8 protein-coding genes and 4 pseudogenes are annotated in these 12778 nt (G+C 66.2%); 10 read left to right on the plus strand and 2 right to left on the minus strand.

Annotation, left to right across the window (positions count from 1 at the left end):
• Positions 1-603 precede the first annotated feature (603 nt).
• The 3 genes and pseudogenes from EDD92_RS51730 to EDD92_RS51740 form a co-directional block, all read left to right on the plus strand.
• Positions 604-1374 (plus strand): IS110 family transposase, encoded by a 771-nt coding sequence (locus EDD92_RS51730; protein WP_260327173.1) that lies wholly within the window; start codon positions 604-606, stop codon positions 1372-1374.
• The gene (locus tag EDD92_RS51735; protein WP_260327174.1) at positions 1341-1850 is read left to right on the plus strand and encodes a transposase; all 510 of its coding nucleotides are present in this window, start codon (positions 1341-1343) and stop codon (positions 1848-1850) included. Before EDD92_RS51730 ends, EDD92_RS51735 begins: the two co-directional genes overlap by 34 nt.
• Positions 1851-1955: 105 nt before the next feature.
• Positions 1956-2162: pseudogene (locus EDD92_RS51740) on the plus strand (transposase); the annotation flags it as partial.
• A gap of 13 nt (positions 2163-2175) precedes the next feature.
• Here the strand turns inward: EDD92_RS51740 and EDD92_RS52595 are convergent.
• Positions 2176-3792: pseudogene (locus tag EDD92_RS52595) on the minus strand (IS4 family transposase).
• 386 nt (positions 3793-4178) lie between these two features.
• Between EDD92_RS52595 and EDD92_RS52600 the strand changes: the two are divergent.
• The 6 genes and pseudogenes from EDD92_RS52600 to EDD92_RS44030 all read left to right on the plus strand — a co-directional run bounded on the left by EDD92_RS52600 (position 4179) and on the right by EDD92_RS44030 (position 9211).
• On the plus strand, positions 4179-4352 hold the full coding sequence (locus EDD92_RS52600) for a helix-turn-helix domain-containing protein (RefSeq protein ID WP_399185546.1): 174 nt from the start codon (positions 4179-4181) through the stop codon (positions 4350-4352).
• A 242-nt stretch (positions 4353-4594) separates the two neighbouring features.
• Positions 4595-4759: pseudogene (locus EDD92_RS44005) on the plus strand (pirin family protein); the annotation flags it as partial.
• A 905-nt stretch (positions 4760-5664) separates the two neighbouring features.
• The gene (locus EDD92_RS44010) at positions 5665-6456 is read left to right on the plus strand and encodes a maleylpyruvate isomerase family mycothiol-dependent enzyme (protein WP_123969440.1); all 792 of its coding nucleotides are present in this window, start codon (positions 5665-5667) and stop codon (positions 6454-6456) included.
• Between the two features lie 183 nt (positions 6457-6639).
• Entirely contained in the window at positions 6640-7584 is a 945-nt protein-coding gene (locus tag EDD92_RS44015; protein ID WP_123969441.1) for an SCO6745 family protein, read from the plus strand.
• Positions 7585-7909: 325 nt separating this feature from the next.
• Positions 7910-8344: a hypothetical protein gene (locus EDD92_RS44025; protein WP_123969442.1), complete on the plus strand. Its 435-nt coding sequence runs from the start codon at positions 7910-7912 to the stop codon at positions 8342-8344.
• Positions 8345-8456: 112 nt separating this feature from the next.
• Positions 8457-9211, plus strand: a pseudogene (locus EDD92_RS44030) (transposase family protein).
• A gap of 175 nt (positions 9212-9386) precedes the next feature.
• Here the strand turns inward: EDD92_RS44030 and EDD92_RS44035 are convergent.
• Positions 9387-12059, minus strand: coding sequence for an ATP/GTP-binding protein (locus EDD92_RS44035; RefSeq protein ID WP_123969443.1), 2673 nt, complete (start codon positions 12057-12059; stop codon positions 9387-9389).
• Between the two features lie 490 nt (positions 12060-12549).
• Here EDD92_RS44035 and EDD92_RS50240 point away from each other — a divergent pair, with 490 nt between their 5' ends.
• Positions 12550-12774, plus strand: coding sequence for a hypothetical protein (locus EDD92_RS50240; protein ID WP_185124328.1), 225 nt, complete (start codon positions 12550-12552; stop codon positions 12772-12774).
• Positions 12775-12778: the final 4 nt, after the last annotated feature.

Below are 12778 nucleotides of genomic sequence, written 5' to 3' on the forward strand. Positions count from 1 at the left end.
TACCGGCGTTGGCGGCCCCCGGTCGAGCGGCCATTGCCTGGCTGGTCGCGGGCGGCAACCTCAGAGTGCCCTACCGGGGTGTGATCAAGAACGACACCTGTTCTCCACTACGGGGCCGCCGCCCTCAACCTCCGCTGACTGATCAACCTCGGACTCACCCGCACCGCGGATACCTGGACGATCAAGGTGGCGATTCCCTGGCCCCGGGGCGCAACCCGCCCTCAAGCCCCAGCTGACCAGGCAAGATTTTCAGTGATCTTCTAAGTAGCTGTTGTCGTTCCGATCTTGATGGGTGGGCGTCGAACGGGAGTCTCGATCGGGTGATCGCAGCTGGTCGCGGGCATGAAGGCAGGGCCTCTTGGTAGTCATCCCGGGCCCTGTCGGTCCCGCCCCGTGGCCGGGAAAATCGGGGCTGGTGCCCGTCCGGAGGACGTCGATAGAGCTTGGTGCCGAACGTTGAGCCCGTTTGGTAGTCGGACGCGGGGGCCGAGCGCAGGAGTCCAGTGGTGTTGCCGCGAGCACGCAAGAGAGCTCCTTTGAATCCTGTGGTCCCTGATGGGCGGGCACCGCTACTGGTGCACGCGAGGCAGGGCGGGGCGGGACATGGACGTGATCGAGGAGCGGTGCGGGGGCGCCGACTTGGGCAAGGCGGATGTCAAGGTATGCATCCGGGTTCCGGGCACCGGCAAGCGCGCCCGTTATGAGGTCCGTACGTTCTCCACGATGAACGACGGCCTGCTGGAGCTGCGGGACTGGCTGGTGGAGAACAGGATGGCCCGGATCGGCATGGAGGCGACGGCGTCGTACTGGAAACCGCTGTTCTACCTGCTCGAGGCCACTGAGGGTATCGAGCCGTGGCTGCTCAACGCCCGGCACATCAAGACCGTTCCCGGCCGCAAGACCGACGTGAAGGACTGCCAGTGGATCTGCAAGCTCGTCGAACACGGCCTGGTCCGCCCCTCTTTCGTTCCCCCGCGTGACATCCGTCAGCCGCGGGACCTGACCCGGTATCGCACCGAGACGGTCCGGGACCGGGCCCGCGACGTGAACCGCCTCGCGATGTTCCTGGAGGACACCGGGATCAAGCTGTCCTCGGTCGTCACCGACGTCACCGGCCGCTCGGCGCGGGCCATGCTGGATGCCTTGGTGGCGGGCGAACGGGACCCGCAGGTGCTGGCGTCCCTCGCCCTGGGCAGTCTGCAGAGCAAGGTCCCCTTGCTGACCCGCGCCCTGACCGGTGACTTCAACGAGCACCATGCGTTCATGATCGCTTCGATGCTGCGGGCCATCGACGAGGCCGACAACCGGATCTCCTGCCTGAGCGAGGAGATCAACCGCCAGTGCAGCCCCTGCGGCAGCAGGTCGACCTGCTGATCACCATTCCCGGGATCAGCCTGACCCTCGCCCAGGTCCTGATCGCCGAGATCGGCATCGACATGAGCCGTTTCGCCACCGCCGGATACCTCGCCTCCTGGGCCGGAGTGTGTCCCGGCAACAAAGAATCAGCCGGCAAACGGCTGTCCGGACGCACCCGCCACGGCGACACCTGGCTCAAGACCGCTCTGTTCATCGCCGGCGCCAGCGCCTCCCACAGCAAGACGACCTACCTGGGAGCGCAATTCCGACGGCTCGTCCCGCACCGAGGCGCCAAGCGCGCGACCCTCGCAGTCGGACATTCCATCCTCGTCGCCGCCTGGCACATCCTCCACGACCTCGTGCCCTACCGCGATCTCGGCCCCGATCACTTCACCAACCGCCTCGGCAAAGAACGCCAGACCCGACGCCTGATCGCCCAACTCGCTGCCCTCGGCATGGACGTCACCATCACCTCACGCGAACAGACCACGTGAACCACGCCGACGCGTATCACCGCAGGTGATTTTCAAGAGAGCTCGGGGTTGCGAAGCCGACCGAGATCCAGGACCCTGTTGCCGCAGTTGTACGTGCTCGCGCCGGTGGAGTTCAACTCGGCTGCACCGACCTGTGATTGTGTCGCTCACCGGTTCGGAAACGCAGCCGATCACCCGGAACGTGTTCGGCGGTATCCCTCGGACATGACGGACGCGGAGTGGGCCGTGGTCCGGCCACTGCTGCCGGTGCCGGGCTGGATGCAGGGCCGGGGAGGGCATCCGGAGGTGTACTGCCACCGGGCGATACTCGATCAATGCCACGAAGTTAAGGCTCAGTTGACGGTGTCAAGGCCCCGGGAAGGGGGATCTTGTGCGTACTCGGTGCCGTACGGATAAGTCGGCCGTTGCGCGCCCAGTAGCAGAGCTGCGCGTTGAAGCCGCTCAGCACACGCCCGGTGGCGATGAGGCCGAGATGCCCTGCGATGTCGCGGGCGTGCATGGCCTGGTTGGAGTTCTCGGCCAAGATCCGGCAGACCTGTCCCCAGCGGCCGGAAGCGGCCCGGTTTGGGGCATGCGTGGTGGGAATAGTCGGTGGATGCACGGTGATCACAATGTCGGTGATCGGCGTACTGTCGCGAGGCCGCCCGTCGCGGTTCCAGATGTTGTAGCGGGATGTACCGCACTTGACGATGCGAGCGGACAGCCGCATTCGGCGCTTGGGCAGCAACGCCTTCAAGACGCGGGTGCCAATGTGTCCTACCAGGTCAAGGCGTCCGCTCGGAGTTGTGGCCGCAGCCGTCCCAGCGACGCCAACGACCGTGTCGCGCGCGGCCTCCAGGGCCACGGTGAAACCGGCCCGGTCGGGATCGCAGCCAGGCACTGTCTCCACTGCGGTCACCATCATCGACCGCAGAGCTTGGTAGGTGGTCAGGAGTGCCCACATCTCCTGGGTGAGGCCCACCGGGTCCTGACCGTAGGACGCGCCCTTTGAGCAGCGTGTGACGCACTGCCAGGTAGGCGGTCTCGATCTCCCAGCGCTCGTGATAGAGACCGACCAGGCGGTCTGCTGGGTCAGTGCGGTGGTCGCTCAGAGTGGTGAGCAGACGATAAGTTCCGCCAAAGTTGTCGCCGTCGGTGGTACGGGAGCGGATCTCGGCCTCGATCACCCTCAGTCGGACGCCGCCGATCTGGGTGAGGTAGGAGCCGTCGGGCAGCAGCGCAAGCACCGGTGGGCGCCGGGTGCTGGTGGCCCGGATGAGCAACTGCGCCCCTGAGCCACGACGTCTGCGAGCAGTTTGTTGCTGTCGAAGGCGCGGTCAGCCAGCAGGAGCATGTCCGAGGTCAAGTGGCTGACCAGCTCGTGGGCGTAGTCGGTTTCGCCCTTCGAGGCGGGTCCGAAGGCGGCGGTGATCAGGCCCCGGTTGCTGGTTTCGCACAAGGTCATCAGCATTAACCGGGGGTAGCCGGAAGGGCCATGGCGGCGCGGCGTGCGGCCGAGCCAGGACCGGTTGCGCTCGTGGTCGGGGACGTTCAAGCTCCCACAGCCGTCGAAGACGACCGTCCGCCAACGGCGGTAGCGCACTCCGGGGGTGGACGGCTGGGCCAACGGGCCCGCCAGCACCTCGAACAGCCGCTGGAACTGGACCACTCCGATCCTCCGACGCAGATCGCGAAGGGCTTTCTCCGACGTCTGCGGCACCGCGGCGGCCAGTCCGGCCACGAGTTTTCCCCACACCAGCCCGGCACCCAGGTGCTCGAACAACCCGAGCGCGAGTACGAAGTACACCCCGACGCGCGAGGGGAGACTGCGCAGCCGGCGCTGGCGCGTCCCGGTCTCCTCCAGCACCGCATCCACCAACTCGGTCGGGATGACCTGCGTCAATTCACCGACGTGTCCGGGCGCGAACACGTCATCGATTCTGTACGTGACAGACTGTGTCACAGGGCCTCTGCTCTCTCAGGAAGATCTTGGTCGATCCCCTGGATAGCAGAGGCCCGTCTCACGTCGCGGTCGCGCTTGACAACATCAACTGAGCCTTAACTTCGTGGCATTGGGCTGCGGTGAGCGTGTGTTGAAGGCGGAGCCTGTCCAAGGTGACGTAGCGGCTTCTGCGTAGCTCGCAGCGGAGTAACCCTTGGACGATTACCCTTTCGCCGCCAGTGCGGGTGGCGTAGCGCGGGGCCACAGCACTGCGGGCGCAACATATACAACGATCGCGGCCTGGGCAAACGGCAGATCCTTCGGATCATCGGAGTCGCTAGGGGTATCGGACTGGCTGACGAATCGAGATCGAGGACATGCGCATCACGCCTTCAGTGAGTCAATTTATGAATGTGCGAGAAACTGCCGGGTATCTGGGTGTATCTGCCTCTTGGCTCTATAAGAATGCCGCACGACAAGGGATTCCCGTTTACCGATTTGGTGTGGGATCAAATGCGAAGATTCGATTCAAGCTGTCGGAGGCGGAATCGTGGGCCAGGCAACAGCGTGTGGATCTCTGATGAGGGAATGCCTTGCCCTGGAATATTCTGATTCAATCACTGGGATTTGCGTTGGTTTCGTTGGCTCGTGGGATGGGTTCGTTCTTCAAGGATGCTCACACTCCTTGAAGAACGAACCCATCCCACGCTTCAACACAACCGAAGCCATGACTTGCTGACCCCACGCGACCGATGCTGACGGTTTGCTGACCGTCAGGGCTCCGGATCGTCGTTGACCTGCGAATACGCGTGCACAGCCAGCTATGTTCTGGAACTGGATCGGGCGATCTCAGGAAGAGATCGTACAGGCCCGTCAGGACTGGATGGAAGGCTCCCGGTTCGGAGAAGTGAAGGGGTACGACGGGGCTCCACTGCCCGCACCGGAATTGCCGTCGGTGCCGTTGAAACCGCGGGGGAGAGTACGCTGACCTGCGAAGACGCTTCAGCGTTGGTGGCCGCAGGGCGGAAGGTTGTCGGGTAATTCTCACTGCCTTCCACCTGCTTGCCGGAAGGCGTCCAAGCAGCCGACTTGCCCGGGCCGGTGTGTTTGGCGATTCCACGGTGTGGCTGTCTGTGGGCGGCTGTGGCAGGACTCTTGCTGACCAAATGCTGACTTTGCTGACGCCTCGTCAGGCTCGGGTGAGGGGCTCTTTTCCCAGCTTCGGCGCTTGCGTAGGCGTTTGCAGGTTCGGTGCTGCCCGGACCGATGCTGACCTGGCTGGCGGTCGAGTCAGGCGTTGCCGAGGGATGGCGCTGCTCACACTGGCGCCCTGTTGAGGTTCCACAAGATTCCGATGTCACCGCTGTCTCTCGGTAGCGCCGCTTGCGTCCGATCCGAAAGGTGCTGCGCCGGAGGGTGACTAGCAGGTTCTTCGTCTGTTGGTGGTACATCCTGGATCGTGACGTGACAAGGGAGAATGGGCGTTGGTTTCACGATAGGCCGAGAGTTGGCCCGCGCCTGGTCCGGATCTTGGTTGTCGGCGCAGCGTGCCGCCCCGGAGAGGGTCACACCGGAGCCGCCGCCCGCTGGCCCCGGATCGCAACAGTCCGGCACTCGGCCTCTGCCAAGACGTTCGCAGCACCCTGCTCCGGCGGTGGCCTGGGTAGGCCAGACCTCCCAGGCCGCTGACTGCTACCACGAGTGCACGGCCAGACGGACGGCGAGGGATCCCCGTGTGGGTGGGGCGCGCGTGCGGGTGCGACCATCGAGAGGGTCGTGAAGCCATGGGTGCCGGCACCCGCCGCTGAGCGCCTGCAGCGCGACAGGTTCTGCCGCCTGCCGGCGGCCGACCCGGGGTCACCCCAAGCCGTCACCCAGAGAAAGGCTCCCACGATGAACTCGTTGGACCGCCCCGCACACGGACCCGCGCCGGTCGACCACCGCGCCGCGATCGCGGTGGAGACCGCCCGACTCGTCGCAGCCCTCCAGGATGCCGACCTGACGACCGCCGTGCCGAGCTGTCCCGGTTGGACACTGGCAGACCTGGTCAAGCACACCGGTGGCGTCCAGCGTTGGTTCTCGAGTCTTCTGCACGCGCGGATCCAGGAGCCCCCGCGCACGCGGGAGGTGGACCTGCGGATCCCGGAGCGGCGGGAAGAGTACCCGGACTGGCTGACCGACAGTGCGACCGTGGCAGCGCAAGCCTTCGCGGCCACCGACCCGGACCTGCCCATGTGGGCATGGGGCGTTGATCAGCACGCCCGCTTCTGGGCACGCCGGATGCTCTTCGAGACCCTGTTGCACCGGGTCGACGCCGAACTGGCCCTGGGCCGCCGGCCCACGATCGACCGTCCGTCGGCCGTGGACGGGGTCGACGAGTTCCTCGTCAATCTGCCCTTCGCCACCTCCTTCGCGCCGCACGTCGCCAACCTGCGCGGTCCCGACAAGGCCATCGGCTTTCGCGCGACCGACGGTGAGGAAAACTGGCTTGTCCGCCTGCGGCCCGACGGCTTCGGGCTCGACACGAACCCTGGTGCCGCCGAAACCGCCGACTCGACCGTTCATGGAACCGCCGCCGATCTGTTGCTGCTCGTCTACGGCCGACTGCACCACGACGCGGCGAGTTTCGCACGTGACGGAGACGACGACCTGCTGAGTCACTGGTTCGCCAACTCCGCTTTCTAGGGCGGATATACGTCGTCCTTGTCTTCGTGGACCGGCGGCGGAGAACTGGCAGCAGGGCAGTAGTCGCCGGAGCCGCACTCCGATAGGTTACCGACCAGGCGGTACGTTTCGCGGGGTGTCCCGCCGCCTTCATGTGCTCGATGAACACCAACGTTTCATCCGCAACAGGACGGAGAGCCGCTCATGACGCAGGCGCAGGCGCAGGCACAGAACCTGACCCGCGACAGCCTCGCCTACGCGCGCGAGACCTGGAGAACCCTCGAGCCCTACCACGGGGCCGTCTACTTCTCGCCCGAAGCGGCAGGCCGGTACGGCGAGTTGGGCGTGGACGCCAGGACGGGGTACTTCGCGTCCCGTTCGGCCGCGCTCGGCGCGGCTTCGGCGGAGGTGGTCATCGCCACGTTCTACAACTTCAATCCACAACTGGTGCGCCGGGCCATACCCGCGGCATGGGAGGCCGCTACGCCGCAGCAGTTCACCGCTGCCCGGCTCGCGGGGATCGATGCCACGCTCCGCCGCATCCTCGGCGCGGAGGTCTTCTCACCGGCGATGGCCCGCGCGGCGGAACTGGCCCGTACCGCAGCGGAAGTGACTGTGCACCACCCGCAAGGCCGCCCACTTTTCGCCGCGCACGCCGCACTGTCGTGGCCGAGCGAGCCCCACCTCGTGCTCTGGCACGCGCAGACTCTGCTGAGGGAGTTCCGTGGCGACGGTCATGTGGGGGCACTGCTGACCGCCGCACTGAGCGGGATCGAAGCTCTCGTCACGCATGCCGCCGCAGGCGATGTCGATGCAGGGGTGCTGCGCGACTCGAGGGCATGGACGCCGCAGCAGTGGGGCGAGGCCGTGCAGAGCCTACGTGAGCGTGGATGGCTCGACGATGGACCGGACCTGGCGCTGACCGAGGAAGGGGCGCGGCGCAGGGCGGAGATCGAGCAAACCACCGACAGGCTGGCCGCCCTGCCGTACCTCACGCTCGGTCCCACGGCCTGCGCCGAACTCCGCTCATTGGCCAGGCCGTTCAGCCTTGCTCTGGCGAAGGAACTCTTGCCGTGGGCGGTCGGCCGCCTGAACGAAGAGAGCGCAGGAGAGAGGGCGTCGAGGCCGGGAACGCCCGATGGTGCCTGAACCCCTGCGGAATTCGAGAAAATCAAGAGACAGCTCCGAGAAAGCAGGCGCGGTAATCCGGGGCCGTGCTCGAGGCATCGGTGGCGCATTTCTACGACGAGCTGGCTGGCGACTACCCCTGACCTATGCGGACCGGGACGCGAGCGTCCGTCGGCAGGGTGACGCGCTTGACGCCCTGATCGGCAAGATCGCGTGACGGTCTGCGAAGGCCCTTCACCGGCCCAACGGGCTGATCGTCTCCCTGTGGAACCGGGCGCGAGCCGGCGTCAATCACTCCGAATGGTGGCCGTGCTGGGAAGAGGACTTCAGCGACATCGTCGCAACGTTGCTGCTGCAGGACATCGGTGGCCACCGAGTCGTCATCAACCGTGAGGTCCAAGTGCGCCGTCCGGGCTTCCCGGGACTGCGCACCGACACCCAGATCGAAGCACCCGCTCACGAAGGAACGGGGAACGACCCCATCAGAGTCGTCATCGAATGCAAGGGTTGCTGGAACGACTCCCTCGATACGGCCCTGGCCAAGCAGCTCGTAGCCGGATACCTCCAGGCCCCCAGGACTGCTGGGATCTTCCTCACAGCCTACTTTCACTGCGACCGTTGGGATACCTCAAAACAACGCAAGTGCCCAGCCCGTGACCACAGCCTCGTCGAAGTCCAGAAGCATCAAGAGCGGGAAGCTGAGGCAAAGCGGCAGCAAGAAGATGTGTCAGTCGTTGCGGTGACCCTTAACTGTGTCCTTCCTGCCAGCGACGAGGACTGAGCCGTTTCCAAGCTGGCGGTTCTGACCGCGAGTTGGACAGTCCTGCGCAACGACGAAGCTCCTGGTAGACGAGTTCTCCACCAAGATCACCCGTGTCCGCCAGGAGCTTCGCGTGCTTGTCCACCCGTCCTCGATTGATCTGTCCAACCGCACTTTGCGGTTCCTGACGGGACAACTGACCGTGCGTTGTGAGGAGATCGGGACGCGGTGGCGACGTCTCTCCGCTGCACGTCAGGCTCTGCTCGCCCTGGCTTGTCTGCGGTGCGCAGACACCTACGCCCAGCTCGCCGCCGGGTTCGGCATCGGGATCGCGACCGTCTACCGCTACATACGTGAAGCCGTCGAGGTCCTGTCCACCCTCGCCCCGTCCCTGGCCGAGGCGATGAGAGCGATCCGAGCGAAGGCGTTCGTCATCCTCGACGGCACCCTGCTGCCGATCGACCGCGTCGCCGCCGACACTCCGTACTACTCGGGGAAACACAAACGCCACGGCATGAATGCCAGGTCCTCACGGATCCGTTCGGACGGCTGCTCTGGGCCTCGCCCGCGCTGCCCGGCTCCACGCACGACCTCACCGCCGCACGACAACACGGGATCATCGAAGCCCTCGCCGATGCGGGGCTCAGATGCTGGGCCGATAGGGCGTATCAAGGCGCCGGCGACCTTGTCCGGGTGCCGTTTCGAGGCCGCCCTCTCAAGCGATGGAAGCGCCGCCACGACACCACCCACGCCAAGATCCGCTGTGTCGGCGAGCAGGCGATGGCCACCCTCAAGGGCTGGCGCCTCCTGCGGAAACTCCGCTGCAGCACCAACCGCATCACCGACATCGTGAAAGCCGTCCTGGTCCTTCACCATGCATCAGCGTGAGGTTGGAAAAGGCTCATTGTCGAGTGCATTGAATAGGACCTCGATGGGGATGCGAAGCGGTCGCCCAGGCGGGCGGCAATCGCGAAGGCCAGGGACAGCACGAGCGAGGTGCCGAGGGGCGGGGTGCCTTGTGGAGAGCTGGGCAATCTCCTGGCAGCAGACCCATTGCTGCGGCTCAACGAACCGTACCGACGTGATCGCGGCGTCCCAGCACCATGTTGCGCCATCGCTCCCGGGTCTGTCGTTCTCCGTCGATCCACCGTGCTCGTACGGTGTTCGGGGGGAGTGGGAGGTCGCCCATGAAGTGCGCGATTTCGACGTAGTAGGCATAGTAGCCGCTTTGTGTGAGCTCACTCAGGCGGGCGATACCAGCCGCGAGGTTGTCCTGGGCATCAAGGACCGCGTGGTGGAAGCACAGGGCCAGTTGCAGTTTGGCCGCGGCGTAGGAGATGCCGGAGACGCCGATTTCTGCCAACTGGACGGCCGCTCGGTCAGGCAGGTCTTCGGCGAATCCTGCGTCGCGCACGAGTGCGGCGATGCGAGCGGTCATCTCGTTGGAGCGCAGGCTCAGGGGCGACAACAGCCGGTCCGCGAGGTCGAGTTCGTCATCGGCCCGAAGCGGGTCGACGAAGGATACGGCAAAGGCGAGATGTGCCTGGGCCACGGCGGTCTCGCCGACCACACCGTGTTCTTCGGCATCGCTCCGGCCCGCCAGATACGCGGCTACCGCCCGCTCCATGTCTCCCTGAACCCACCACACGTCCCCCAGCACCCGATGGTGCCGCCCGGCCCAGCCCAGGCTCCCGGCGGCCTCCAACGCCGCAGGGAAATCTCCGGACACGCGGCTCAGGTGCGCCAGGCCCCGTCGAGCGGCGGAAGCGAGCCGACCGCCGGCGGACGCGACACGCTGCATGCCGTGGCGAGAGTCATCGGTTAACCCGAGGTCCCGTTGGGCCTTTGCTTGGTAATACGCGGCCAGTTCGACGAGGCCATCGGGGAGCAATCCCGATGCAAGGATGGCGGAGAGCCGACTGACTGTGCGTTCACGGTGTTCGTGCTGGCGCCGGGCGATGGCACTGAGCGTTTCGACCAGGGCATCCGCCGCAGTCCGTACGCCCCCGGACGATGCGGTATCGGTGGCGGGGAGCACCAGCGGTTCCCAGATCGAGTCGCCGACGTACTGGAATGCGGCATTGGCGAGCCAGCCGAGATCGAGGTGGAAGTCCCGTGCGAGGAGCAGCCCTTGTTGGAGGCAGCTGACCAGGATGGCGCGGTCGCGCCGTAGGTCCTGGCGCCACTGGGATTCCAGTGTGTGGAAGGCGCGTTGGGCCGCGCGCTGCCAGTCCTGCTCCGACCAGCGGTCGTCACTGGCGTCGTCCGGGTTGCGGATCGCGGCGCGGATCAGGTCGTGGACGTGGAAGGGCCACACGCCGGAGGAGGACTGCCGAATGAAGGGGCGCTCGGTCAGCCGTAGGGCTGGCGCGTCGTGCTGCATGCCTGCGGCCTGGGTGGCCAGGGGTACGGAGAAGGCGCTGAGCAGGCTGACTGAGCGGAGTACGTGGCGTTCCTCTGCGGTCAGGTCTCTGAGAGTACGGGCGATCAGGGCGGGGAAGTCGTGGTCGAAGTCCGTGGCTTGCGGCTGTCTGCCGCTGCGCCGCAGTTCCAGGTAGCGCATGACCGACAGGTCCAGGTACAAGGGCAGCCCGTGGGAGCGCTCGGCGATGATCCGGCGGACCGGTTCGTCGATCAGTGGGTGCCCGTTGCGGCTGAGCCTGCGGGACAGGTAGTCCTCGCAGTCTTCCGGGGAGAAGTCGCCGATCAGGATGTGTCGGCCGGATACGCCCGACCCGGTACGGGGCGTGTCGGAGACGAGGCCGGGCCACGCATTCGGACCGGTCCAGTCGAGTTGCCCTTCCAGGCTGCTCTCCGCCCACTGGAGGCGATTGCGTCCGGTGACGACGAAGAACGCGTTGGGCATCAGCCACACGATGCGCTGGAGCAGGCGCTCGAAATCGCGGTGGGTGCGGTCGCCGGTGTCCTCGAAGGTGTCCAGCAGGATCACGGGCAGCGCGCTCTTGGCGCCCGGGAGTTGGGCCAGGTCCCAGGCGAGCAGATGTGGGTAGAAGCTGAGGGCTTCCAGGTCGGGCTCGGCCTCCAGGAGGTCAGCCAGGCGGGAGCAGTCGGCGAGGGCGCGTACGGACTGGCGCCGCTCGCGTAATGCCTTGACGAGTGCCCCGGCCCCCTGGCCGAGCGCACTTCCGACGGTGCCGGGCAGGAGCAGGGCCTGGGCGACGTCGCTGAGGGCGGACTGCATCTGCTGGGGCAGCGCGGCAGCGGCGCTGAAGCGGCTCAGCAGCCCGCCCCGGCGCAGGTATTCCTCGATCGGTTCGCCCGGGTGGTTGTGCTCCCAGTAACGGCGCAGGGCGAGGTCGAAGGCGGGCATCGACCGGCCGAGCGCGGCGACGGCAAGACGGATGGTGAGGACGACGCGCTCGAAGTCCATGCCCGCGGCGCGTGCGAGGTCGATGCGGACCGGCAGTATCCGCTCCTGGGGGTGAGATGGTGATTCCCATTGCACGGGACGGTGCTCGCTACTGGAGAGCGACGCCTCGATCTTGCGGGAGAGCGTGGACTTGCCGATTCCGCCCACGCCGTGGAAGACCAGGATGTTGCGGCGTGGAGCTTCCAGATCCTCCACGTCGAAGTCCGCGCGGGTCACGTGCCGTATGTGCTCGGCGAGGTGGGTCGTCACGGCCTGCCACTGTGCCTGGCGGTTCGTGAACGCCTCACTGGCGGAGATGCTCCGGTCGTTCGAGCTGAACAGCGTTCGAAGGTCTCGCCCTGTCACCGGCTCCCCCCTGATGATCAACTGGCCCCAATCTACGCTGTCTTGAGGTTGGCCTGGCAAGACCACATTCAGGCAGGTCTGCCGCGCGCATCCGACAGACCGCAACCGAGCATTGGTCCCTATCGCTGTCACCCTGTATGGCCCAGGCTTTCGTCGGTCGAGTTCACCCGCAGTCCCTTTCTGAGGGAGCGGGATTCGGTCAATTCTCGTTCCACCCAGGGAGGTTGAGGGCGAGGGGCCGGCGGTGCCGATTCAGCTTGGTCCCGCGACCTCCGATGCGCGTGGCCCTGGGGAGGTTGATCCGACCTCTTCGGAAGTGACCAGGCTGCTGTGCCAAGCCGTGTACGCACGCCCCGACCGCGTGAAAGCCGTCAAAGCGTGGTGGCGCAAGTTCAGAGGCAGGGGGAAGAAGGCGGACAAGCCCCGCCGCAGTACCCGGAGGCGTATCTACCTGGAAGGCAGTGACGACTGTCCGCCCCTGGGTGAGCCCATGGCGCAGTGGGTTGTGGATCACGTCCTGCACGGCCCGCCGTTGCCTGTGCCGTCGTACGCGTTCGACCTCGTACCAGTGGTGGCGCACAGCCTGCGTGCACGGCGGCGCCGGTGGGCCCGACGTGTGGCGGGGCTGCTCGTGGCTGCCCTCGTGGCGTACGCGGCACCCAGGGCGGCCGTTGTCTGGGGAGCGGTCGTCTTCGTGGCTCTGTTGATGCGGTAGGCCG

This window comes from Streptomyces sp. TLI_185 (genome assembly GCF_003814765.1).
Taxonomy (GTDB): domain Bacteria; phylum Actinomycetota; class Actinomycetes; order Streptomycetales; family Streptomycetaceae; genus Streptomyces.